The 23205-nt window shown below is 60.7% G+C and carries 29 protein-coding genes; 17 read left to right on the top strand and 12 right to left on the bottom strand.

Annotated features, from left to right (window positions below):
- Positions 1 to 22 precede the first annotated feature (22 nt).
- The 13 genes from rpsN (at position 23) to rplQ (ending at position 8030) form a co-directional block, all read left to right on the top strand.
- The gene (gene rpsN, locus D460_RS0119530; protein WP_018900265.1) at positions 23 to 328 is read left to right on the top strand and encodes a 30S ribosomal protein S14; all 306 of its coding nucleotides are present in this window, start codon (positions 23 to 25) and stop codon (positions 326 to 328) included.
- A 12-nt stretch (positions 329 to 340) separates the two neighbouring features.
- Positions 341 to 739, top strand: coding sequence for a 30S ribosomal protein S8 (gene rpsH / locus D460_RS0119525; protein ID WP_018900264.1), 399 nt, complete (start codon positions 341 to 343; stop codon positions 737 to 739).
- A 42-nt stretch (positions 740 to 781) separates the two neighbouring features.
- Positions 782 to 1315 carry a 50S ribosomal protein L6 gene (gene rplF, locus D460_RS0119520; RefSeq protein WP_018900263.1) on the top strand — a complete coding sequence of 178 codons (534 nt, stop codon included), beginning with the start codon at positions 782 to 784 and terminating at the stop codon, positions 1313 to 1315.
- Between the two features lie 12 nt (positions 1316 to 1327).
- A complete protein-coding gene (rplR, locus tag D460_RS0119515) occupies positions 1328 to 1690 on the top strand; it encodes a 50S ribosomal protein L18 (protein ID WP_018900262.1) in 363 nt (120 codons plus the stop codon).
- A gap of 130 nt (positions 1691 to 1820) precedes the next feature.
- Positions 1821 to 2390: a 30S ribosomal protein S5 gene (rpsE, locus tag D460_RS0119510; RefSeq protein WP_018900261.1), complete on the top strand. Its 570-nt coding sequence runs from the start codon at positions 1821 to 1823 to the stop codon at positions 2388 to 2390.
- Positions 2391 to 2403: 13 nt separating this feature from the next.
- Positions 2404 to 2613 carry a 50S ribosomal protein L30 gene (gene rpmD / locus D460_RS0119505; protein ID WP_016553562.1) on the top strand — a complete coding sequence of 70 codons (210 nt, stop codon included), beginning with the start codon at positions 2404 to 2406 and terminating at the stop codon, positions 2611 to 2613.
- A 16-nt stretch (positions 2614 to 2629) separates the two neighbouring features.
- Positions 2630 to 3103 carry a 50S ribosomal protein L15 gene (gene rplO / locus D460_RS0119500; RefSeq protein WP_016553563.1) on the top strand — a complete coding sequence of 158 codons (474 nt, stop codon included), beginning with the start codon at positions 2630 to 2632 and terminating at the stop codon, positions 3101 to 3103.
- A gap of 239 nt (positions 3104 to 3342) precedes the next feature.
- On the top strand, positions 3343 to 4683 hold the full coding sequence (secY, locus tag D460_RS0119495; RefSeq protein WP_018900260.1) for a preprotein translocase subunit SecY: 1341 nt from the start codon (positions 3343 to 3345) through the stop codon (positions 4681 to 4683).
- Entirely contained in the window at positions 4680 to 5330 is a 651-nt protein-coding gene (locus D460_RS0119490) for an adenylate kinase (RefSeq protein WP_026283317.1), read from the top strand. Before secY ends, D460_RS0119490 begins: the two co-directional genes overlap by 4 nt.
- Positions 5331 to 5555: 225 nt before the next feature.
- Complete coding sequence (rpsM, locus tag D460_RS0119485; RefSeq protein ID WP_018900258.1) at positions 5556 to 5924, top strand: 30S ribosomal protein S13; 369 nt, start codon at positions 5556 to 5558, stop codon at positions 5922 to 5924.
- A gap of 134 nt (positions 5925 to 6058) precedes the next feature.
- On the top strand, positions 6059 to 6448 hold the full coding sequence (gene rpsK / locus D460_RS0119480; RefSeq protein WP_003547577.1) for a 30S ribosomal protein S11: 390 nt from the start codon (positions 6059 to 6061) through the stop codon (positions 6446 to 6448).
- A gap of 100 nt (positions 6449 to 6548) precedes the next feature.
- Positions 6549 to 7559: a DNA-directed RNA polymerase subunit alpha gene (locus tag D460_RS0119475; RefSeq protein WP_007787729.1), complete on the top strand. Its 1011-nt coding sequence runs from the start codon at positions 6549 to 6551 to the stop codon at positions 7557 to 7559.
- A 45-nt stretch (positions 7560 to 7604) separates the two neighbouring features.
- The gene (gene rplQ / locus D460_RS0119470) at positions 7605 to 8030 is read left to right on the top strand and encodes a 50S ribosomal protein L17 (protein ID WP_018900257.1); all 426 of its coding nucleotides are present in this window, start codon (positions 7605 to 7607) and stop codon (positions 8028 to 8030) included.
- 99 nt (positions 8031 to 8129) lie between these two features.
- On the opposite strand, the gene D460_RS0119465 is transcribed toward rplQ, so the two are convergent.
- The 3 genes from D460_RS0119465 to msrP form a co-directional block, all read right to left on the bottom strand.
- Positions 8130 to 9890 (bottom strand): hypothetical protein, encoded by a 1761-nt coding sequence (locus D460_RS0119465; protein ID WP_037111645.1) that lies wholly within the window; start codon positions 9888 to 9890, stop codon positions 8130 to 8132.
- A gap of 139 nt (positions 9891 to 10029) precedes the next feature.
- The gene (gene msrQ, locus D460_RS0119460) at positions 10030 to 10683 is read right to left on the bottom strand and encodes a protein-methionine-sulfoxide reductase heme-binding subunit MsrQ (RefSeq protein ID WP_018900255.1); all 654 of its coding nucleotides are present in this window, start codon (positions 10681 to 10683) and stop codon (positions 10030 to 10032) included.
- A complete protein-coding gene (gene msrP / locus D460_RS0119455) occupies positions 10683 to 11630 on the bottom strand; it encodes a protein-methionine-sulfoxide reductase catalytic subunit MsrP (RefSeq protein ID WP_018900254.1) in 948 nt (315 codons plus the stop codon). Before msrP ends, msrQ begins: the two co-directional genes overlap by 1 nt.
- A gap of 331 nt (positions 11631 to 11961) precedes the next feature.
- Between msrP and ilvD the strand changes: the two genes are divergently transcribed.
- Positions 11962 to 13800 (top strand): dihydroxy-acid dehydratase, encoded by a 1839-nt coding sequence (gene ilvD / locus D460_RS0119450; protein WP_018900253.1) that lies wholly within the window; start codon positions 11962 to 11964, stop codon positions 13798 to 13800.
- Between the two features lie 42 nt (positions 13801 to 13842).
- On the opposite strand, the gene D460_RS0119445 is transcribed toward ilvD, so the two are convergent.
- Positions 13843 to 14196, bottom strand: a complete 354-nt coding sequence (locus D460_RS0119445) for a hypothetical protein (protein WP_018900252.1) — start codon at positions 14194 to 14196, stop codon at positions 13843 to 13845.
- 19 nt (positions 14197 to 14215) lie between these two features.
- Positions 14216 to 14596 carry a YkvA family protein gene (locus D460_RS0119440; protein WP_018900251.1) on the bottom strand — a complete coding sequence of 127 codons (381 nt, stop codon included), beginning with the start codon at positions 14594 to 14596 and terminating at the stop codon, positions 14216 to 14218.
- 139 nt (positions 14597 to 14735) lie between these two features.
- Here D460_RS0119440 and D460_RS0119435 point away from each other — a divergent pair, with 139 nt between their 5' ends.
- On the top strand, positions 14736 to 16169 hold the full coding sequence (locus D460_RS0119435; protein ID WP_018900250.1) for a DegQ family serine endoprotease: 1434 nt from the start codon (positions 14736 to 14738) through the stop codon (positions 16167 to 16169).
- Positions 16166 to 17482 carry a replication-associated recombination protein A gene (locus tag D460_RS0119430; RefSeq protein WP_018900249.1) on the top strand — a complete coding sequence of 439 codons (1317 nt, stop codon included), beginning with the start codon at positions 16166 to 16168 and terminating at the stop codon, positions 17480 to 17482. The genes D460_RS0119435 and D460_RS0119430 overlap by 4 nt, the downstream gene beginning before the upstream one ends.
- On the opposite strand, the gene D460_RS0119425 is transcribed toward D460_RS0119430, so the two are convergent.
- The 3 genes from D460_RS0119425 to dapA all read right to left on the bottom strand — a co-directional run bounded on the left by D460_RS0119425 (position 17483) and on the right by dapA (position 19118).
- Positions 17483 to 17791: a DUF1883 domain-containing protein gene (locus D460_RS0119425; RefSeq protein WP_018900248.1), complete on the bottom strand. Its 309-nt coding sequence runs from the start codon at positions 17789 to 17791 to the stop codon at positions 17483 to 17485.
- Positions 17792 to 17906: 115 nt separating this feature from the next.
- Positions 17907 to 18167, bottom strand: a complete 261-nt coding sequence (locus tag D460_RS33260) for a hypothetical protein (protein WP_018900247.1) — start codon at positions 18165 to 18167, stop codon at positions 17907 to 17909.
- 51 nt (positions 18168 to 18218) lie between these two features.
- A complete protein-coding gene (gene dapA / locus D460_RS0119415; RefSeq protein ID WP_245267769.1) occupies positions 18219 to 19118 on the bottom strand; it encodes a 4-hydroxy-tetrahydrodipicolinate synthase in 900 nt (299 codons plus the stop codon).
- Positions 19119 to 19615: 497 nt separating this feature from the next.
- Here dapA and D460_RS0119405 point away from each other — a divergent pair, with 497 nt between their 5' ends.
- Positions 19616 to 20035, top strand: coding sequence for a DoxX family protein (locus tag D460_RS0119405; protein WP_018900244.1), 420 nt, complete (start codon positions 19616 to 19618; stop codon positions 20033 to 20035).
- Here the strand turns inward: D460_RS0119405 and D460_RS0119400 are convergent.
- The 4 genes from D460_RS0119400 to D460_RS0119385 all read right to left on the bottom strand — a co-directional run bounded on the left by D460_RS0119400 (position 20024) and on the right by D460_RS0119385 (position 23157).
- Positions 20024 to 20815: a sulfite exporter TauE/SafE family protein gene (locus D460_RS0119400; protein WP_026283316.1), complete on the bottom strand. Its 792-nt coding sequence runs from the start codon at positions 20813 to 20815 to the stop codon at positions 20024 to 20026. The genes D460_RS0119405 and D460_RS0119400 overlap by 12 nt on opposite strands.
- 16 nt (positions 20816 to 20831) lie before the next feature.
- Positions 20832 to 21764: an N-acetyl-gamma-glutamyl-phosphate reductase gene (gene argC / locus D460_RS0119395; protein ID WP_018900242.1), complete on the bottom strand. Its 933-nt coding sequence runs from the start codon at positions 21762 to 21764 to the stop codon at positions 20832 to 20834.
- Between the two features lie 63 nt (positions 21765 to 21827).
- A complete protein-coding gene (speB, locus tag D460_RS0119390; RefSeq protein WP_018900241.1) occupies positions 21828 to 22787 on the bottom strand; it encodes an agmatinase in 960 nt (319 codons plus the stop codon).
- Positions 22777 to 23157 carry an antibiotic biosynthesis monooxygenase gene (locus D460_RS0119385; RefSeq protein ID WP_018900240.1) on the bottom strand — a complete coding sequence of 127 codons (381 nt, stop codon included), beginning with the start codon at positions 23155 to 23157 and terminating at the stop codon, positions 22777 to 22779. Before D460_RS0119385 ends, speB begins: the two co-directional genes overlap by 11 nt.
- Between the last annotated feature and the right edge of the window lie 48 nt (positions 23158 to 23205).

Here is a 23205-nt window from a genome sequence, read left to right as displayed (position 1 = left end):
GAGCGTAGAAAAGGAACCACACATGGCGAAGACCAGCGCAGTTGAAAAGAACAAGCGCCGCCGTATTACGGTCGCCAACCAGGCCGCTAAGCGCGCCGAGTTGAAGGCGATCATCATGAACCAGGCTCTTCCGATCGAAGACCGGTTCAAGGCCTCGATCAAGCTGGCATCCCTGCCGCGCGATGGATCGAAGACCCGTATTCGCAACCGTTGTGAAGTATCGGGCCGTCCGCGCGCATACTACCGCAAACTGCGCATGTCGCGTATCGCGCTGCGTGAACTCGGCAATCTCGGCAAGGTGCCGGGCATCGTCAAGTCCAGCTGGTAAGGAGCAGGTTAGATGACAATGACTGATCCGTTGGGCGATATGCTCACCCGCATCCGTAACGGCGCTTCCCGCCGCAAGTCGTCGGTCTCGACGCCTGCTTCGAAGCTCCGTGCACGTGTTCTCGATGTTCTCCAGGCTGAAGGCTACATCCGTGGCTACGCTCTTGTCGATTTCGGCAATGGCAAGTCTGAAATCAACATCGAGCTGAAGTACTACGAAGGCGCATCGGTGATCCGTGAGATCGGCCGTGTGTCCAAGCCGGGCCGCCGGGTTTATGTCTCGGTCAAGTCCATTCCGCAGGTCGCGAACGGTCTCGGCATCACCATCCTTTCGACTCCGAAGGGTGTGATGGCTGATCACCAGGCTCGCGAACAGAACGTTGGTGGCGAGGTTCTTTGCTCGGTATTCTAATACCGAGCATCGATCTCCATAGCGAACAGACAGGATATAAAAATGTCTCGTATCGGTAAGAAGCCCGTTCAGATTCCTGCTGGGATTACGGCTACGGTCGAAGGCCAGAAGGTTACTGCAAAGGGCCCGAAGGGCGAGCTGTTCTTCGTCGCAAACGACGAAGTCGGCGTTAAGCTCGAAAACAATGCGGTTGTCGTGACGCCGCTCACGCAGTCGAAGGATGCTCGTTCGAAGTGGGGCATGTCCCGCACGATGATCGAGAACATCTTCACGGGTGTTAAGGACGGCTACGAGCGCAAGCTCGAAATCAACGGCGTTGGTTACCGCGCGTCGCTTCAGGGCAAGAACCTGCAGCTCGCTCTCGGTTTCAGCCACGACGTGGTTTATGAGCCGCCGGTCGGCATCACGATCGCTGTGCCGAAGCCTACTGAAATTGTTGTCACTGGCATCAATAAGCAGCAGGTCGGCCAGGTCGCCGCTGAAATCCGCGAATACCGCGGTCCTGAGCCTTACAAGGGCAAGGGCGTCAAGTATGCCGGCGAACGTATCGTTCGCAAAGAAGGCAAGAAGAAGTAAGGATCACGCGAAATGGCTAGCAGGAAAGAAGCACTTGCACGTCGTGCCAACCGCGTGCGCCGTCATCTCAAGTCGGTGGCCAATGGCCGTCCGCGCCTGTCGGTTCATCGCTCCTCGAAGAACATCTACGTTCAGGTTATCGACGATGTTGCCGGCAAGACCCTCGCGGCTGCCTCGACGCTCGATAAGGACCTGCGCGGTTCTCTGAAGACCGGTGCTGACACCGCGGCAGCTGCCGCCGTTGGCAAGCTCGTCGCCGAGCGCGCCTCCAAGGCTGGTGTCAAGGAAGTCGTATTCGACCGTGGCGCCTTCATCTATCACGGCCGTATCAAGGCCCTGGCAGATGCAGCCCGCGAAGGCGGTCTGACCTTCTAATGAATTTCCGGCCGGAGCCCTAAGCTCCGGCCGGATTTTAACCGGACCGCAAACGCTCCTCGATAGGGGAGGCTGCTGCGGTCCTCGTGTTGTCTGCCGTTCCACCCGCAAAAGAAAAAGGAAAAGGACAATGGCACAGGAAAGAAAAGGTTCGCGCGACGATCGCCAGAACCGCGAAGAGCGCGATAGCGAATTCGTCGACAAGCTGGTCGCGATCAACCGCGTCGCCAAGGTCGTCAAGGGCGGCCGTCGTTTCGGTTTCGCAGCCCTCGTCGTCGTCGGTGACCAGAAGGGCCGCGTTGGCTTCGGTCACGGCAAGGCACGTGAAGTGCCGGAAGCAATCCGCAAGGCAACTGAAGCTGCCAAGCGCGAACTGATCTTCGTACCGCTGCGTGACGGCCGTACGCTGCATCACGACGTTCACGGCCGCCACGGCGCCGGCAAGGTTCTGCTTCGTTCGGCCAAGGTCGGTACCGGTATCATCGCCGGTGGCCCGATGCGCGCTGTTTTCGAAACGCTCGGCGTTCACGACGTCGTCGCCAAGTCGACCGGTTCCTCGAACCCATACAACATGGTTCGCGCTACCTTCGACGCTCTGAAGCACCAGGTTCACCCGAAGGACATCGCAGCACAGCGCGGCATCAAGTATGCAACGCTCCAGGCTCGCCGTGCCGCTTCCGGTAACGCTTCTGAAGAATAAGAGGAGCTGATCCATGGCCAAGGCTACAAAGAAGACCGAAGCAAAGACGGTTACCGTCGAGCAGATCGGCAGCCCGATTCGCCGTCCGGATGTCCAGCAGCGCACGCTGATCGGTCTCGGGCTGAACAAGATGCACCGTCGTCGCACGCTGGAAGATACCCCTTCCGTTCGTGGCATGATCCGTGCTGTCCAGCATCTCGTTCGCATCGTCGACGAGAAGTAAGCAGGGAGTATTCGCTATGAAACTCAATGAAATCAAAGACAACGAAGGTTCGACCCATAGCCGCAAGCGCCTCGGCCGCGGTATCGGTTCGGGCTCCGGCAAGACCGGTGGTCGCGGTGTCAAGGGTCAGAAGTCCCGTTCGGGCGTAGCCATCAACGGCTTCGAAGGCGGTCAGATGCCAATCTACCGTCGCCTGCCGAAGCGCGGCTTCAACAACATCTTCAAGGCCGACTTCGTTGTCGTGTCCCTGGAGCGTGTTCAGGCTGCTATCGACGCTGGCAAGCTCGACGCCAAGTCCACGGTTGATGCAGCAGCTCTCAAGGCTGCCGGCGTTATCCGTCGCGTCAAGGACGGCGTTCGCGTTCTCGCCGACGGCGAGCTGAAGGCAAAGGTCAAGTTCGAAGTTGCTGGCGCTTCCAAGCCGGCAGTCGAAAAGATCGAAAAGGCTGGCGGTTCCGTCACGCTTCTTTCTGCCGCAGCTGCAGAATAATTTAATCTATGATAAACCGCCCGGGGTGCTTCACACCGGGCGGTTTTGCTCCCATATGTGAGCCTCACAAAAACCGGTCGGATGCACGTGCGTCAAGACAGGTCGAACGAACAACAGGGTGAGGCATAGGTTGCGCCCGCAATCCGTCCGAAGCCCGCTTTTGAATAATTCAGAAATGCCGATCCGGCGTTCTGCCTTTCGCTTGGTCAGAGCCCGAAACCGGTAGCGCGGAGATACGCATGGCGTCTGCAGCGGAACAGTTGGCTTCCAACCTCAATTTCTCGACCTTCGCCAAAGCCGAGGATCTCAAGAAGCGCCTGTGGTTTACACTGGCAGCTCTCCTCGTCTATCGGTTGGGAACGCACATTCCGCTTCCCGGCCTCAACCCGCAGGCCTATGCACAGGCCTTCCAGGGTCAGGCAGGCGGCATTCTCGGCCTCTTCAACATGTTCTCGGGCGGCGCTGTTCAGCGCATGGCGATCTTCGCGCTCGGCATCATGCCCTACATTTCCGCTTCGATTATCGTGCAGCTGATGACCTCGGTCGTCCCGGCGCTCGAGAACCTGAAGAAGGAAGGCGAGCAGGGCCGTAAGATCATCAACCAGTACACCCGCTACGGCACGGTGCTTCTCGGCACGCTGCAGGCTTATGGCATTGCCATTGGTCTGGAGAGCGGGCAGGGGCTCGTCGTCGATCCCGGCATCTTCTTCCGCGTCTCCACGGTCATCACGCTGCTCGGCGGCACGATGTTCCTGATGTGGCTCGGCGAGCAGATCACCTCGCGCGGTATCGGTAACGGCATCTCGCTCATCATCTTCGCCGGCATCGCCGCTGGCCTGCCTTCGGCTCTTGCCGGTACGCTCGAACTCGGCCGCACAGGCGCCCTGTCGACGAGCCTTATCCTGCTGGTCATCGTCGTTGCGATCGCCGTCATCGCGATCATCGTCTTCGTCGAGCGCGCTCAGCGTCGCCTTCTGATCCAGTATCCGAAGCGCCAGGTGGGCAACCGCATGTTCCAGGGCGATACCTCGCACCTGCCGCTGAAGCTCAACACCTCGGGTGTTATCCCGGCGATCTTCTCGTCCTCGCTGCTGCTCCTGCCGGCAACGATCGCGGGCTTCGCCAGCACCACCAACATGCCGACCTGGGTGACCTCGATCGTCGCGGCTCTTGGCCATGGTCAGCCGCTCTACATGCTCCTCTACGGTCTGCTGATCGCCTTCTTCGCCTTCTTCTATACGGCCATCGTCTTCAATCCGAAGGACACGGCCGACAATCTGAAGAAGCACGGCGGCTTCATCCCGGGCATCCGTCCCGGTGAGCGCACCGCCGAGTACATTGACTACGTGCTGACCCGCATCACGGTCATCGGCGCGATCTACCTGGTATTCGTCTGCATTCTTCCAGAAATCCTCGTGTCGCAGACAGGGATTCCATTATCCCTTGGTGGCACTTCGCTTTTGATTGTCGTTAGCGTAACTCTTGATACGGTCGCGCAGATTCAGGGTCACCTGATCGCGCAGCAGTACGAAGGCCTGATCAAGAAATCGAAGTTGCGTGGAGGAAAGAGGGGTCGATGAGACTTATACTTTTGGGGCCGCCGGGCGCGGGTAAGGGGACTCAAGCTCAGCGGATCGTGGAAAAGTACGGCATTCCGCAACTTTCCACGGGTGACATGCTTCGCGCCGCCGTTCAGGCCGGTACCGAAGTTGGCAAGCGCGCCAAGGCCGTCATGGATGCTGGCAAGCTGGTTTCAGACGACATCGTCATCGCAATCGTGTCGGAACGTATCGACCAGCCCGATTGCGAGAATGGCTTCATCCTCGACGGTTTCCCACGCACGCTGGTTCAGGCCGATGCGACGGAAGCCATGCTCAAGGGCAAGGGCATCGAACTGTCGAAGGTCGTCGAAATCCAGGTCGACGACGCTATCCTCGCGGACCGCGTTTCGGGCCGCTATACCTGTGCGAACTGTGGTGCCGGCTATCACGACACCAACGTCAAGCCGAAGGTGGAGGGGGTCTGCGACCGCTGTGGTTCGACTCACTTCAAGCGTCGTCCCGATGACAACCGCGAAACCGTGGTGACGCGTCTCGGCGCTTACTACAAGGAAACATCGCCGCTGATCGGCTACTACTATGCCAAGGGCAAGTTGCAGTCGGTGGATGGCATGGCAGACATCGATCACGTCACCGGCGAGATCGAGGGCATACTTTCGAAGCTGTAAGGCTTTGGAAATAAAACTTGGCGGGAGCGGTTGCTTTTCAGCACTGATTCCGTTAAACACCGCGCCAACTCGCGATATCTGATGCGATCGGCGCGGACTTCCGATAGGAGTTCCGGGTTCGATCGTTTTGACTTGTTGAGAACCTGAATTGTAATTGCGGCCTTTCAAGGCCGTGTAACGAGACACCACTTGCCGGATGGCAACTGGAACGCAAGGAGAATAGGCGTGGCACGTATCGCTGGCGTCAACATCCCGACCGCAAAGCGCGTTGTAATCGCGCTGACGTACATTCACGGGATCGGTCCGAAATTCGCACAGGAAATCATCGAGAAGGTCGGTATTCCTGCTGATCGTCGCGTGAATCAGCTCACCGACGCTGAAGTCCTGCAGATCCGCGAAACCATCGACCGCGATTATCAGGTCGAAGGTGACCTGCGTCGCGAGACCTCGATGAACATCAAGCGTCTGATGGACCTCGGCTGCTACCGCGGCCTGCGTCATCGCCGTGGCCTTCCGGTCCGCGGTCAGCGCACGCACACCAATGCTCGTACCCGCAAGGGCCCGGCAAAGGCTATCGCTGGTAAGAAGAAGTAATTTCCGGGAAACCGGAGGTGAGGGGGCTGGCGGTCTGCGCCGGCCTCTTTTGAGTTTGGGGCAGGGCCGCAAGGTCTCGTTCCGGTGTAGCCGCTGGTATTACGGCGGTGCAGAGATCCAAGAAAGGGATTAAAATGGCCAAGGAAGCCGTACGCGTTCGCCGTCGCGAACGTAAAAACATTTCGTCGGGCGTCGCTCACGTCAACTCGACCTTCAACAACACGATGATCACGATCACTGACGCACAGGGCAACGCCATTGCCTGGTCGTCTGCTGGCGCCAAGGGCTTCAAGGGCTCGCGCAAGTCGACCCCGTTCGCTGCTCAGATCGCTGCTGAAGACTGCGCCAAGAAGGCTCAGGAACACGGCATGAAGTCGCTGGAAGTTGAAGTTTGCGGTCCGGGTTCGGGTCGTGAATCCGCTCTGCGCGCCCTCCAGGCTGCTGGTTTCATGATCACGTCCATCCGCGACGTGACCCCGATCCCGCACAATGGTTGCCGCCCGCGCAAGAAGCGTCGCGTCTGATCATCGCCATTCACAACATCGGTGAGCGGATCCTCGCTCCCGATGCTTCTCAAGCTCGGTTGTCACGATTGGATGGTGGCAACGAACGGAAGGCAAAAATATGATTCAGAAAAACTGGCAGGAATTGATCAAGCCGAACAAGGTCGAGTTCTCTTCGAGCTCGCGCACCAAGGCGACGCTCGTAGCAGAGCCGCTGGAGCGCGGTTTCGGCCTCACCCTCGGCAACGCGCTTCGCCGCGTTCTGCTGTCCTCGCTGCGCGGTGCCGCAGTGACGGCCGTGCAGATCGATGGCGTGCTGCATGAATTCTCGTCGATCCCTGGCGTTCGCGAAGATGTCACCGACATCGTCCTGAACATCAAGGAAATCGCCATCAAGATGGATGGCGACGACGCAAAGCGCATGGTCGTGCGTAAGCAGGGCCCGGGCGTTGTAACGGCTGGCGACATCCAGACGGTCGGCGATATCGAAATCCTCAACCCCGAGCATGTGATCTGCACGCTCGACGAGGGCGCCGAAATCCGCATGGAATTCACCGTCAACAACGGCAAGGGCTATGTTCCGGCCGATCGCAATCGTGCGGAAGATGCTCCGATCGGTCTCATCCCGGTCGACAGCCTTTATTCGCCGGTCAAGAAGGTGTCCTACAAGGTTGAAAATACCCGCGAAGGACAGGTTCTCGACTACGACAAGCTGAACATGACCATCGAAACCGATGGTTCGATCTCCGGCGAAGATGCCGTCGCTTTCGCGGCTCGCATCCTGCAGGATCAGCTTGGCGTGTTCGTCAACTTCGACGAGCCGCAGAAGGAAACCGAAGAGGAAGCAGTCACCGAACTCGCTTTCAACCCGGCTCTCCTCAAGAAGGTGGACGAACTCGAACTGTCTGTTCGCTCGGCAAACTGCCTGAAGAACGACAACATCGTCTACATCGGCGACCTCATTCAGAAGACCGAAGCAGAAATGCTCCGCACGCCGAATTTTGGTCGCAAGTCGCTGAACGAAATCAAGGAAGTTCTCGCTTCCATGGGCCTGCACCTCGGCATGGAAGTGCCGGCATGGCCGCCTGAGAACATCGAAGATCTCGCCAAGCGTTACGAAGACCAATACTAACCATCAAACGGCGGGCGAGATGCCTGCATGTGAAGGAGAATAGCAATGCGCCACGGTAAAGCCGGCCGCAAGCTGAATAGAACCGCTAGCCACCGCAAGGCAATGTTTGCCAACATGGCGGCTTCGCTCATCACCCATGAGCAGATCGTGACCACCCTGCCGAAGGCAAAGGAAATCCGTCCGATCGTTGAAAAGCTCGTAACCCTCGGCAAGCGCGGCGACCTGCACGCTCGTCGTCAGGCGATCTCGCAGATCCGCGACGCCGCTGTTGTTTCGAAGCTCTTCGACACGATCGCTTCGCGCTACGCAACCCGCAACGGCGGCTACCTGCGTATCATGAAGGCTGGCTTCCGCCAGGGCGACAACGCCGCTCTCGCCGTCATCGAATTCGTTGACCGCGACACCTTCGCCAAGGGCGCAGCCGACAAGGCTCGCGTTGAAGCCGAAGCAGCTGCTGCTGAAGCCGCTTAATATTTTCCGGTTCGCCGGAAGCAAAACAGCCGGGCTGAAAAGCCCGGCTGTTTTCGTTTGAGGAGTTCGCAAAGGCGACCTTCCGCTCACGCCTTCTAATTACGGCGTTCTCCGCCATAGCAGCGCTGTCATCAGCACCAAGCCAGACAGCCCTGCGACGTTGCCCCATCTCTCATACGGCGTCATCTTCAGCTCAAGTTGGAGTTCTTTGCTGTCGGGCGGGATTGTAGCGAGGATCAGCCCGGTCTCCGGATCGGAGCGCAGCGGCAACTCGCTGCCAGTCGAGATGTCTTTCAGAGACCATAGCGGAAAGTAGGCCTGTGCGATCCGAACGTCGGTGGCATTCTCGACGCGCGCGTGAATCCGCAACGTCGAGCCCGTTCTTTCGATCTTCAGACGCTCGTCATTACCGGCCGGCGGTAACGCTTCAATTGGTGGAAACGCCCGCGCCAGGGCTTGATAGCGTTCAGACCCGGCGACCTCGTTGTAGAGGCCGCTATGCACGACGGCAGGCAGCCAATATTCATGAGGTAAGATGCAGCAATGAAGCGCATCGCTGTCGAGCGTTGGTGGCCGGTCGACGTAAATATATGAAACGGCGTCCAATCGAGAGAGAATGGAAGTTCCGACGACTGTCAGGAGGAGGGTGTAAACAAACCAGATCGGTCGAAAACCATATCGGAACTTCTCCGCAGTAGTTCTCAAGGCGATGATAATGGCGGTCGCCGAGAGAAAGTCAGCCGTTACGCCCAGCCTGAACGGGAATTGGGTGCTTCTGAGTGGGCCGAGGTTTAGCCAAAGCCATTTCGACGGTTCCGACATCATGAAAAGGATGAAAGCGATACCGATCGCGCAAGCTGCAGCCGTCGCTTTCAGCGGGACCATTCTGCCGGCCGAGCCTTCGGGCAATGGTATTGTTGACTTGGGCGATGTGGCTACCCAGAGAGCGGCCCCGAAACCCAACAGGGCTGCGGAGAGAATGGAGCTGTAAAATATTACGCCCGTGCTGAATGAAAAGCCCCGCGGCAGCAACCAATTCTCTGGCAGGAAGTGGGCATCAAAAAGCCAGGCATCCTGGAGAAGGAGAGGCCGCAGCCCGATGGCCGGCAGCAGGTAGGGGGCAGCGAGCAGGATGCCGCCAAAGCCCACGAAACCAAGCCTGATCAGACAACGGCTGATGTCGCCACGATATGAGACGACAGTCCAGACCACCATGATTGGGACCACCAAAAGCGCGCTCGGAATGTGGGAGTAGATGATGCCCGCATATCCGGGCATTGCGATGATCCAGCGCTTTCCCCCTGCAGGGCAATGCCGCAATCCGGCAAATATCAGCGGCAACCAAATGTACGCAAAGCCTTCGCCAAGTGCATTGCGCAGTTCGATGTCTAGAAAGTGATATGGCAAGGCCATGTACAGCATGGCACCAAAGAGCGCGAAACGCCTGCCGACCAGCTGCTGAGCGAAGAAGAAAAACGTGCCCCCTGCGAGCCAGTACATGACAAAATGGAGCGCTGTGAGTTGCGACGTAATAGATAGGCTGGGCGATATGAAGTGGAGAGCTGAAGTTACGTAGAACGGCAAAGGCCCATAGAAATAAAAGACGGGGCTTCCCATATTCTGCGGGTAGTCAAAAAGCCACCTTGGATAGAGATCTCCGGACGCTATTTGTGATGTGAACGCCGCGCTCCAAGGGACATTATAGCGCGTGCTGTCACCGAATGGATAGCCGTAGAGGAAATGGAAGCGAACCAGTACGATGGCGAGGGCGGCCAATACGACCGCGGTAAAAAGCGATGTATGGATCCATCTGGATTCCAGACGATACTTCGACACAAAATACCTTGAAAAACCGGCCACGTCTGTTCTCGCGTGATTGTCGTCGCAGAGATGACCACTTCTACGGGAGAGCCGTTAATATTCTGAAATAATCAACATATTCAGTTCTTGGGCCCGATAGTCGCCTTGGAATGGTCAATATCGTTGCGACAGGGGGCTTTCACGCGGCCTTGGGCGCGACAGTCGCGGCGCGCTTTGCCGTCCGTCGCCGTGCCGTCATGATCGGCCTATACGAGCGATAGAGGATCATCAGGATGATCAGCCCCACATAGACATACTGCTCGAGATCCAAAAGCTTCGTCGACAGCGCGAAGTGCACCGCGCCACAGGCGGCGATGATGTAGATCAGCTTGTGCAGCCAGATCCATTTCGAGCCAAGCTTCCGGATCGACAGGTTGTTGGAGGTGACGGCCAGCGGTACGAGCAGGACAAGCCCGGCCATGCCGAACATGATGAAGGGCCGCTTCATCACATCGTCGAGGACAGCAGACACGTCGAGCGCTTGGTCAAGGACCATGTAGACCGTGAAGTGCATGGCCACGTAGTAAAAACAGAGAAGCCCCAGCGCGCGGCGATAGCGCAGATAGTTCCAGCCGAGCAGATCGCGGGCAGGGGAGACGGCGAGCGTCAGCACCAGGAAGCGGATTGCCCACAGCCCGAGGAACAGCTCGAAGGTTTTGACCGGATCGGCCCCCAGCTGGTCGGTGGCGCCGAGATAGAAGGTCCAGGCGGCAGGCGCCAGCCCGACGACGTAGAGCAGCCAGACGGAGGCCGAGTGCCATCGCTTCGGCAGGCTGAACGAGAGCGTTGCCATCAGAAGTTCGCCTTCAGGTCCATGCCCGCATAAAGGCTCGCCACCTCATCGCCATAGCCGTTGAACGGCAGCGTCGGATGGCGGCTGGCGCCGAAGAAGCCGCTCTCGCCGATCCGCCGCTCGGTCGCCTGGCTCCAGCGCGGATGATCGACGGCGGGGTTCACATTGGCATAGAAGCCGTATTCCTGCGAATTGGTGACCTGCCAGGTGTTCTTCGGCTCCTTGTCCGTCAGCGTGATCCGCACGATCGACTTGATGCCCTTGAAGCCATATTTCCAGGGAACGACCAGCCGGATCGGCGCGCCGTTCTGGTTCGGCAGCGTCTCGCCATAAAGCCCGACCGCAAGCAGCGTCAGCGGGTGGTTCGCTTCGTCGAGCCGCAAACCTTCCACATAGGGCCAGTCAAGCGACTGGAAGATGCCCTTCTGCCCCGGCATCTCTTCCGGGCGCACAACGGTCTCGAAGGCGACATACTTGGCGCTCCCGAGCGGCTCGACCTTGCTGAGCAGCGAAGCCAGCGGAAAGCCATCCCAAGGAATCACCATCGACCACGCTTCGACGCAGCGCATGCGATAGGTGCGGCTCTCGATCGGGAATTCCTTCATCAGCGCATCGAGATCAAAGGTGCCCGGCTTGTTGACCATGCCGTCGACCTTGATCGTCCAGGGTGTGGGCTTGAAGTCGCCCGACAGCGCCGCCGGATCACCCTTGTCGAGCCCGAACTCGTAGAAGTTATTGTAAGTGGTCACATCCTTGATCGGCGTCAGCTTCTCGTCGACCTTGTACTTGCTGTCGACCGCCGAGAGCGCGGCCGCACTGGCCGTGCCGGCACCCAAGAGGCCGACGGCGCCGATCGCGGCAGCGCTGAGGAACTGACGGCGATCGAGATAGGTCTGCCTCGGCGTGATCTCCGAAGAGGCGATCTTGGGTGGGCGGTAGACGGGCATGATATCCTCCTGGGCGACAGAAGCTCGGCATGGACCTTGAACGCATTCAAGGTTGTTTCGGATCACTGTTTACGCCTTGAAGCGGCCGGCCGGGAAGCCAACTTATCGTGTAGCGAAAACATAGGTTCCGCCTGTAACAAACAGCGTTCTGCCCACGTATATGGTCGATGGGCGCCCCAGGCGTACCGAGGAGTACCGCTTTTGCCTTTCCCGGTAGTGACAGCATATACTCTTTGGATTAGGACAATTCCAAAAAGCAGCGATAGTAGGAGCGTGTCGTCAAGATCCGCCCTGTATCGCGCAAGACTTCCGATGTTGTGAGGAAACACCAATGCCAGCTTATCGTTCGAGAACCACGACCCACGGCCGCAACATGGCGGGCGCGCGCGGCCTTTGGCGCGCCACGGGCATGAAGGATTCGGATTTCGGCAAGCCGATTATCGCGGTGGTCAACTCCTTCACCCAGTTCGTGCCGGGTCACGTCCACCTGAAGGACCTCGGCCAGCTCGTCGCGCGCGAGATCGAAGCGGCCGGCGGTGTCGCCAAGGAGTTCAACACGATCGCTGTCGACGACGGTATCGCGATGGGCCATGACGGCATGCTCTATTCGCTGCCTTCGCGCGAACTGATCGCCGACAGCGTCGAATACATGGTCAACGCCCATTGCGCCGACGCCATGGTCTGCATCTCCAACTGCGACAAGATCACCCCCGGTATGCTCATGGCGTCGTTGCGCCTCAACATCCCGACGGTCTTCGTCTCCGGCGGCCCGATGGAAGCCGGCAAGGTTGTGCTGAACGGCAAGAAGGTCGCGCTCGACCTCGTCGATGCCATGGTCGCAGCCGCCGACGACAAGATCAGCGATGAAGACGTCGCCGTCATCGAGCGATCCGCTTGCCCGACCTGCGGTTCCTGCTCCGGCATGTTCACGGCGAATTCGATGAACTGTCTGACGGAAGCGCTGGGGCTGTCATTGCCCGGAAACGGCTCGACACTCGCCACCCATTCCGACCGCAAGGAACTCTTCCTTGAAGCCGGTCGGCGCGTCGTCGAACTCGCCCGCCGTTATTACGAGCAGGACGATCTGACCGCCCTGCCGCGCACCATTGCCAGCAAGGGCGCGTTCGAGAACGCCATGGCGCTCGATATTGCCATGGGCGGATCGACCAACACCGTCCTGCACATTCTTGCGGCGGCCCATGAAGGCGAGATCGATTTCACGATGGACGACATCGATCGCCTGTCGCGCCGTGTTCCCTGCCTGTCGAAGGTCGCGCCCGCCAAGGCCGACGTTCATATGGAAGACGTTCACCGCGCCGGCGGCATCATGGCCATTCTCGGCGAACTCGACCGTGCCGGCCTGCTGAATGTCGATCTTCCGACCGTCCACGCACCGACCATGCGCGAAGCGCTGGCGCAGTGGGATGTCGCTGTCACCGACAACAAGGCTGCCTTCGATCTCTTCAGCGCCGCTCCCGGCGGTGTTCCGACGCAGGTCGCCTTCAGCCAGAGCTCGCGTTGGGAAGAACTCGACCTAGACCGCGAAACCGGCGTCATCCGCGATGCCCAGCATCCCTTCTCCAAGGATGGCGGTCTGGCCGTCCTGAAGGGTAATCTCGCGCTCGACGGCTGCATCGTGAAGACGGCAGGCGTCGATGAATCGATCCTGAAGTTTTCCGGCCCGGCCAAAGTCTATGAAAGCCAGGATGCGGCCGTAAAGGCGATCCTGTCCAACGAAGTCGTCGCCGGCGATGTCGTGGTTATCCGCTACGAAGGCCCGAAGGGCGGTCCGGGCATGCAGGAAATGCTCTATCCGACGAGCTACCTGAAGTCGAAGGGCCTCGGAAAGGCTTGCGCGCTGATCACCGACGGCCGCTTCTCCGGCGGCACCTCCGGTCTGTCGATCGGCCACGCCTCTCCGGAAGCCGCCAATGGCGGCACCATCGGTCTGGTCCGCGAAGGCGACATGATCGACATCGACATCCCGAACCGCACGATCAGCCTGCGCGTGGACGACCAGGAACTGGCAACCCGCCGCGCCGAACAGGACGCCAAGGGCTGGCAGCCGGCCGAAAAGCGCAAGCGCAACGTCACGACCGCGCTGAAGGCCTACGCAGCCTTCGCAACCAGCGCCGACCGTGGCGCCGTTCGCGATCTCGGCGATCGCTGAACCCGCTGATTAAGAGTCAGCTGCTCTAATGAACCGGTCGCCTCAAAGCGGCCGGTTTATGTTTTTGTAGCTTTCCGCCAGTTGCTTCAGCCGCTCGTCATAGGCAGCCTGGATGCAGGCGACGTCGGCGGCGCATTCCTGGCGCTTCTTCAGCCACGCCGTCTGCTCGTCCTGCATCGTGCCGCGCGAGCCCATGGCAAGCAGGCCCGACAACAGGTCGAAGGTGGTCACCATCTTCACGTCGGCGTCGTTGAGCGCGCGGTTGTCGCAGATCGCCTTCTCGTCCGGCTTCAACTCCTTGGCCTCGCAATCGAAGCTTGCCGCGTGGCTTGTCCCGGCGCAGCAAAGCAGTAGGGCGGCTGCGGTGAAGAGGAGTGGCTGGCGATATCGCGTCATGCAGTGGTTCCTGTCTGGTCTAGCTGGCTCTCAAGAATGCCATGCCGACGAAGATGATGCAGCAAAGCCAGATGGCAAGGATGACGATCAGCCCGGCGCGGCTGGACGGCCGCTCCAGACGCGCTGCCGCGTCGGCACGCAGCTCCGCCATCACATCGGAGGGGACGAGCCTGACAGCGAGCGTGATGCCCAAGGGCACGATGAGGAGATCGTCGAGATAGCCGAGCACGGGAATGAAATCGGGGATCAGGTCGATCGGCGACAACGCGTAGGCGGCGACGCCGCCAGCCACCGCCTTGGCGTACCAGGGCACGCGCCTGTCGCGCGCGGCAAGCCACAGGGCCACGATGTCACGCTTCAGTGATTTCGCCCACAGTTTGGCCTTTGATATCAGTCGCATGCCTGTCGTTCCTGACTCAGTTTGGCAAGTATGTCGCGCATCGGTTGACCCGCCTTATTCTTCCATGCTTCTGCCCTCTTTCCTTTCTAGCGTCCGGCACTACAACGTTCTCTCAAGACGATTTCAAGAAGGGATTCTTATGCACGACCTGTTGAAGCGCGCCTCTCTGCCGCTGCTTGCTCTGGTGCTTGCACTGCCGATCAATGCTCATGCCCAAACTGCCAATACAGCGGCGGCAAATAGCGAGACGGCCAAGACCGTGCCGCAGAGCCAGATGGAGATGCAGCTGTCCTTTGCCCCGCTCGTCAAGCAGACGGCGGGCGCGGTGGTGAACGTCTATGCGGAAAAGACAGTGCGCCGCCAGTCGCCGTTTGCCGGCGATCCCTTCTTCGAGCAGTTCTTCGGCCAGCAGATGCCGAACCGTACGCAGAAGCAGTCCTCGCTCGGCTCCGGCGTCATCGTCGAGGCGAACGGCACGATCGTGACCAACAACCACGTCATCGAGGGCGCTGACGAAATCAAGATCGCTCTGTCGGATGGTCGTGAGTTTCCGTGCAAGGTCGTCCTGAAGGACGATCGCCTGGACCTCGCCGTACTCAAGGTCGATACCAAGCAGACATTCCCGGCGCTTTCAATCGGCAATTCCGACGCCGTTGAAGTTGGCGACCTCGTGCTTGCCATCGGCAATCCGTTCGGTGTTGGCCAGACGGTCACGTCAGGTATCGTCTCGGCGCTGGCGCGCAACCAGGTCGTCAAGGACGAGTTCGGCTTCTTCATCCAGACCGACGCCTCGATCAACCCAGGCAATTCCGGCGGCGCGCTGATGAACATGAAGGGTGAGCTGATCGGCATCAACACCGCGATCTTCTCGCGCGGCGGCGGCTCCAACGGCATCGGCTTCGCCATTCCCGCCAACCTTGTGAAAGTCTTCATCGCTTCCGCCGACGCGGGCGTGAAGACCTTCGAGCGTCCCTATGTCGGCGCGACCTTCGATGCGGTCACCTCCGACGTTGCCGATGCGCTCGGCCTCGAGAAGGCGCGCGGCGCCATCGTCGTCAAGGTCACCGAAGGCGGCCCGGCCGCAAAGGCCGGCCTGAAGGCGGGCGAAGTCATCACCGCCGTCGATGGCATCGCGGTGGAGCATCCCGACGCGCTCTATTACCGCCTGACCACGGCCGGTCTCGGTAAGCCTGTCGATCTCGCCATTACCGACAATGGCAAGGAAGAGCATGTGAAGATGACGCTCGGCCAGGCGCCCGAGACGACGCCGCGCGACCAGCGCACGATCGGCGGCCGCTCGCCGTTCACAGGCACCGTCGTCGAGAACCTGTCGCCGCGCGTGGCTGACGAGCTGCGCATGGCAAGCGAGAGCACGGGTGTCGTCGTTTCGGAAGTGAAGGATGGCTCCGTTGCCCAGCAGCTCGGTTTCGAGCCGAAGGACATCATCGTCTCCGTCAACAGCGCCGATGTGAAGACCACCAAGGATCTCGCCACGCTTGCCGCGCAGAACCCGAGCTTCTGGCGCGTCGAGATCGAGCGCAACGGACAGCGCATCCGGCAGTTCTTCCGATGAGCAATGATCTCTTCGCGCCGCGCATTCCGCCGGAGGTCGCCAACAGGCGGCCACTCGCGGATCGGCTTCGCCCGCAGACCATCGCCGACGTTACCGGTCAGGATCACCTGACCGGTGAGGACGGTGTTCTCAGGCGGATGATCGAAAGCGGCTCGTTGGGATCGATGATCTTCTGGGGACCACCCGGAACCGGCAAGACCACCGTCGCGCGCCTGCTGTCGGGCGAGGCGGGTCTTGCCTTCGAACAGATTTCGGCGATCTTCTCAGGCGTCGCCGATCTCAAGAAAGTCTTCGAGGCCGCCCGCCTGCGCCGCATGGATGGCCGCCAGACGCTTCTCTTCGTCGACGAGATTCACCGCTTCAACCGCGCCCAGCAGGACAGCTTCCTGCCTGTGATGGAGGACGGCACTGTCATCCTCGTCGGCGCCACCACCGAGAACCCGTCCTTCGAGCTCAACGCCGCTCTCTTATCGCGCGCCCGAGTGCTGACCTTCAAGTCGCATGACGATCAGAGCCTGGCCGAGCTCCTGAACCGCGCCGAGGCGATCGAGGGCAGAGAACTGCCGCTGACGCCGGAAGCCCGCGTCAGCCTGTTGCGCATGGCCGATGGCGATGGCCGCGCCGTGCTGACGCTCGCCGAGGAAGTCTGGCGCGCCGCCCGCCGCGACGAAATCTTCGATACCGAGGGACTGACCAAGATCGTCCAGCGCCGCGCCCCCGTCTACGATAAGGCCCAGGACGGCCACTACAATCTGATCTCGGCCCTGCACAAATCCGTGCGCGGCTCCGATCCCGATGCCGCGCTCTATTATCTGGCACGCATGTTCGACGCCGGCGAGGATCCGCTTTATCTCGGCCGACGGCTGGTGCGCATGGCGGTCGAGGACATCGGCCTTGCCGATCCCCAGGCGCTTGTCATCTGCAACGCCGCCAAGGACGCCTACGATTATCTCGGCTCGCCCGAGGGCGAGCTGGCACTGGCGCAGGCCTGCGTCTATCTCGCCACCGCGCCGAAATCCAACGCCGTCTACACCGCCTTCAAGGCCGCCACCATGGCCGCCAAGCAGAACGGTTCGCTGCTGCCGCCCAAGCACATCCTGAACGCGCCGACCAAGCTGATGAAGGATGAGGGCTACAACGAAGGCTACCGCTACGACCACGACGAGCCGGATGCCTTTTCCGGCCAGGATTACTTCCCGGAAAAGATGGGCCGCCAGACCTTCTACGATCCGCCCGAGCGCGGTTTCGAGCGCGATATCCGCAAGCGGCTTGAATGGTGGTCGAAACTCAGGAAAGAGCGCAATCCGCGCTGATCACGACGCCCGCTTCTGGCCCGTGGGAGTGGTGATGATCTTGACGGATGATTCCGCAAGACCGTGGTGGCCTTCCATGTCGACCACGAGATGCCAGTGCCCGCTGTCAGGGATCGGCACCCGGATCGGAGATTTGCGCGCAACGCCGCCCACATATTTGAAGTCGAGCACTTCGGTAAAGCGCTGGTAGTTCGGCGATGTCATCAGCCGAACATTGGCGACCGCGTTCAAGGTCACCTCGATGACCGTTCCGGCGCGCTGTTCCTTGAGATCGTAATGAGTGAAGCGGAAATTCGGCTTGTTCGGCATCGTGTCTGCTCGGCGTGGGGTAGGGGCAGATGATACGGAACGGCGGTTAAGGAAGCGTTCGCCAACGCCTGCGGGAACGCCGTCGCGCGCTCCCGCTGAGGTGGATCATGTCCCGTCAGTGCACATGTCGGCCCTTATCGGCTTGATCGAAGGGCAGCAGCGTTCGCGTGCGGGTGATCGCGATCTGCGTGGCATCGTGATCGCATTCGTCGGAGGCGAAATGCAGTGCGGCGCTCTCGCTGATAAACAGACCGCCGACGCGCCCCTCGCGATCCTGAACCACCCATCCGCCGCCCTTGCTCCGACCGATGGTGAAGCGCGGCAGGGGGCTGGGCTCGATGGTCACGGCGAGGGCACGCGCGTTGGAGGAGGGCATGATCTTTCCTTTCAGGTTGGATGATCGAGGCTGTGATTGGGATTGTCTGGCTTAGACGGCGCGCGCTTGGCGACGGCTATCGGCAAGCCCCGTCAGGGCGGCGAAAACTGCAGCCTTCTCGGCGGCGTCAAGACCGACCATCGGCAGGCGGACGTCAGGGGATGTGCCAAGCAGCACATGCAGTGCGTATTTGACGGGGCCCGGCGAGCCATCTTCAGCAAGCGCACGGATGAGCGGCTGCAGACGGTCACGCAGCGCCGTGGCCGCCGCCATGTTGCCCGCCTTCGCTGAGCGGTGAAGCGAAGCAAACAGGCGCGGCTCGACATTCGCGGCCGACGACAGCATGCCGTCGCCGCCGCAAGCCAGAAACGAAAGCGCATTGCCGTTATCGGAGGAAAGGGAGACAAAGCGCCGTTGCAGATGCGGCGCAAGCCGGGCCCCTTCACCGCTCGAATGGACGACGCCGAGGATGCGCTCGACGGGCGCCAGCGCCTCGAGGCTTTCAGGCGCCAGGCTGCTGGCGCAGCGCGAAGGGCTGTCGTCGATGATGACAGGCAGATCGCTCGCGGCCGCCACCTGCTCAAAATGGTGGACGATGCCCTTCTGCCCCGGTTTCGAATAATAGGGCACGGTGACGAGCGCCGCGTCGGCGCCAAGCTCCCGCGCTTCCAAAGTCAGCGCGATCGTGGTCGATGTCGCATTGGTGCCGGTGGCGGCGATGACGGGCACCCGCCCGGCCGCGACCCTCACGCAGGTGCGGATGATGGCCGCCCGCTCGGTGGGTGACAGTGTCGGCCCTTCGCCGGTGACTGTGCAGACGGCCAGTCCGTCGATGCCGGAGTTGATCTGCCTCTCCGCCAGGCGCTCGAGCATCGCAAGGTCGAGCCGGTCGTTCCTGAATGGCGTGACCAGCGCCGTGATGACAGTTCCGAGCCGTAGTCGCGTATCCATCCGCATGGCCGTGTCAGATACCGCCCCAGATGACGTAGATCTCGACGGCGGCCAGCACGATGCCAAAGATGATCAGCAGGTGCGCCGTGCGCTTCTCGCGCATCTGTCGCTTGACCATCGGCCGTCGGGGCCGGCCGGTTGGAGGGTGGGAAAATAGGGAGTCTCGCATGGCGTCTACCTCTGAATTTCGACCAAAGGCTAACGCCGCGCGGCGTATGAAATCCATTCGCGGGTCTTCGAGTGAAAATAGAAATCTCATAAAGGTGGGGCCGGCTCGTGGCGGACAGCGATCGCTAAATCGAATCCGAAATCATGGACTTGCGGCGCGTTTCGGACTCGACTTGCGAAGCACTTGAATCAGAATGACAAGGCGCGGGAGGAGATTGTGCAAGGGCATGTCGGGAGCGCGTCATGCCGTTCGTCCTTGCATCATGAGCGGCGCAATCGCGCTGCGGAGAGTTCACGTATCAGGCCGCTATCGGCACAGGGAGAGAGATATGGGCAGGACAATCGCAATTCTGATCGCAAGGCTGATCTTCGCCGGCGTGTTCATCATGGCGCTGAGCTTCAAGTTCATGGATATCACGGCCACAGCCGGCTACATCGCCGCCGCCGGTTTTCCATTTCCGCTCTTTCTCGCCTGGATCGCGGCCTTCTTCGAACTGGGGCTGGCGCTCGCTTTCCTGACCGGCATCTTCTTTTCACCCGCAGCCTTGCTGGCGGGGATCTATGTAATCTTCCTCGCCGTTGCATTCCACGGACCTGGACGCTGGGCCGGCAATCAGGCGGAGTTCGGCTTCTTCATCGACCACTTCACCTTCCTGGCGGGCCTGCTCTTTGCGGCGGTCCACGGCCCCGGCGAGGCGCTAGTCGTCAAGAGCAGCCAAGCCCGCCCGCCGTCCGCCCTAGCGCAGTAGGCCGTCGAGAGCGGGCATGCCGAGGAAGGCCGAGGCGCCGATCAGTCCGTAACATATGATCCGGAAAGTGCTTTCCTTGGCGAAGCCAAAAAGCTTGGAGCCGAGATACAGGCCGATCGTATAGCTCGGCAGGATGACCAGCGTCAGCGCGAACACCGTATCGACGAACAGCCCGCCGGCATAATAGCTGGCGACGCTGAAGCAGGTGGAGATCGCGAAGTAGATGATGATGTTGGAGCGGACCTTGGTGAACTCCGTCTTTCCGCCCAGCCAATAGGCGACGACGGGCGGCCCACCGAGTTGGGCCGCACCACTGAACAATCCGGCCACTAGCCCGACCGCAGCGCTCAGATAGGAATGCGGTTCCCCGTGATAGCGCCAGCCCGAGACCAATAGCGCAAGCAGCAGCAGCGCGATGACGGTGATCGACCAGCGCAAGAGCAGCGGGTCCATCAGCGTCAGCACGGCGGTTCCAGCGGGAACGCCGAGCATCGCGCCGCCAGCCATGGTGAACACCTCGCGCCGGTTCGCCCGCTTCCAAGCCGGCGGGATCATGCCCAGCGTCGCCAGCCCGTCGATGACGAGCAGTACCGGCGAGATCAGCTTCGGCCCGATGATAGCGCCGCCAAGCGGAATGAAGATCAGCGCCGCCCCGAAGCCGGAAAAGCCGCGAGCGAGCCCGGCAATGCAGGCGATGGCGATCAGCGTATAAAGCCCATGATCCGGCAGCGCGGCGGAAAGCCACGCACCGACATCGGCCATGCTAGTGGAAAACGACATGGAACCCCGGCCTCGCTCAGGAGGCCAGCATCAGGTCCATGTTCTGCACGGCGGCACCCGAAGCACCCTTGCCGAGATTGTCGAGCAGGGCGACGAGATTGACCTGCGAACCACCAGGCGTGCCGAAGACGAAGAGCTTCATCGTGTCCTTGCCGGCGAGCTCGACGGCATCGACGCGCGCCATCTTGCTGCTGTCTGCGAGCGGCACGACCGTGACGATATCCTGGCCGGCATAATGCGCGGTCAGCGCCGCGTGAATGCTTTCCAGCGTCGTGCCTGCGGCCAGCATGTCGAGATGCAGCGGAACCTGCACGATCATGCCCTGCGCGAACTTGCCGACCGATGGCGCAAAGATCGGCGCGCGATCAAGCAGGCCGTGGATCTTCATCTCAGGCACATGCTTGTGCGTCAGCGTCAGGCCATAAAGGAAGTGCGGCGCGCTGATCGCGTCGTCGCGGCTCTGGTCTTCCATCTGCGCGATCATCTGCTTGCCGCCGCCGGTATAGCCGGAGACCGCGTTGACGGTGACGGGATAGCCATCCGAAAGAATGCCGGCGGCGCGCAGCGGGCGCATCAGGCCGATGGCGCCGGTCGGATAGCAGCCGGGATTGGCGACGAAGCGCGCCGAACTGATCTTGCCAGCCTGTTCCTTGTCCATCTCTGCGAAGCCATAGGCCCAGGATGGGTCGACGCGGTAGGCGGTCGAGGTGTCGATGACGCGGACATTGTTGTTGGCCGAGACCATCTGCACGGCTTCCTTCGACGCGTCGTCGGGCAGGCAGAGGATGGCGATATCGGCGCTGTTCAGCATATCCTCGCGGATCGCGGCATTGCGGCGCTCCGCTTCCGGAATGGACAGAAGCTCGACATCGCGGCGGCCGGCCATGCGCGTGCGGATCTGCAGGCCCGTCGTGCCGTGTTCGCCATCGATAAAGATCTTCGGTGCCATTGTCTTGCTCACACTTTCAATAGGTTAGAAAGAAGTCCGGAATCATTTTGGAAGATGGATGAGTCAGCCGTGTGACGCTGTCGCGCGTCGTTCGGCATGCAGCCCCAGCATATACATTGCGACCGTCGCCCCCGCAATGGCGGTGATGTCGGCATGGTCGTAGGCGGGAGACACCTCGACCACGTCGGCGCCGCGTATATCGAGCTGGTGCAGCCGCTGCAGCACCGAGAGGATCTTGGCGCTGGACGGGCCGCCCGAAACCGGCGTGCCGGTGCCAGGCGCATAAGCCGGATCCAGACAGTCGATATCGAAGGTCAGATAGCTGGGCGTACCTTTGGTGTGAGAGATGATCGTCGAGGCGATCTCGGCAGCGCTCATCTCCTCGACCTGATGGCCGTAGAGAATGTTGATGCCGAAATCGTCGGGCGCATGCGTGCGGATGCCGATCTGGATTGAACGATCGGGATCGATAATCCCATCGCGAACCGCGCGCGCCACGAAGGAACCGTGGTCGATCCGCTTGCTGTCGTCGAACCACGTATCCTGATGCGCGTCGAACTGCACCAGCGCCAGCGGGCCATGCTTGGCCGCATGCGCCTTGAGGATCGGCCATGTCACGTAATGGTCGCCGCCGAGCGTCAGCATGAAGGCGCCAGCATCGACGATCGTCTTCGCCTGCCGCTCGATTGCCGCTGGCGTCTCCTGGTGGTTGCCGTAATCGAGCAGGCAATCGCCATAGTCGATCACGGCCATCTCAGCGAAGAGGTCGCGGTTGAAGGGATATTGCGGATCGTTGTCGAAAATCGCCGAAGCCCGCCGGATCGCCTGCGGCCCGAAACGCGTACCCGGCCGGTTGGAGGTCGCGGCATCGAACGGGACACCCCAGACCACCACGTCGGCGCCGGTCAGATCCTTGGTGAAACGCCGGCGCATGAAGGACAGCGCACCGGCGAACGTCGGGTCCGTTGCCGCCGAGGTGAGGCTCGTTGCCGTGAAAGCGTGATCGATTGTCTTATTCGCCAAGGTCTTTTTCTCCATCAGGCTCGACTGCGCTAAATCCATAGGCGCGCTGCACCAGGCCGACGCGGATTTCATAGTGTGAATACCAGTCAACACGGCCACGTCGCTGCGCTTCCATGTGGTCGATCTGCGCCTTCCACGCCAGGATGCTTGCTTCGTCCTTCCAGTAGGAATTGGTAATGCCGAAGCCGTTTGCAGCGCGCACGCTTTCGAAACCCAGATAGCCTGGTTGTTGCTTCGCGAGCTCCACCATGGCGTCACCCGTTTCCCAATAGGCTTCGTTTTGCCCTTCGGTCCGCTGCGAGGAGAAGGTCACCACGTAGTAGGGTGGCTGTGGCGTTTTGGCGAAGGGCGAGGGCTTATGATCCGACATCGTCAAACTGGGTGTTTGTTGGAAACGACAGAAATATCGAGAGGCATG

The sequence above is a fragment of the Rhizobium sp. 2MFCol3.1 genome, from assembly GCF_000377565.1.
Lineage (GTDB): Bacteria > Pseudomonadota > Alphaproteobacteria > Rhizobiales > Rhizobiaceae > Rhizobium.
This window is presented reverse-complemented; position numbering and strand designations above follow the sequence as displayed.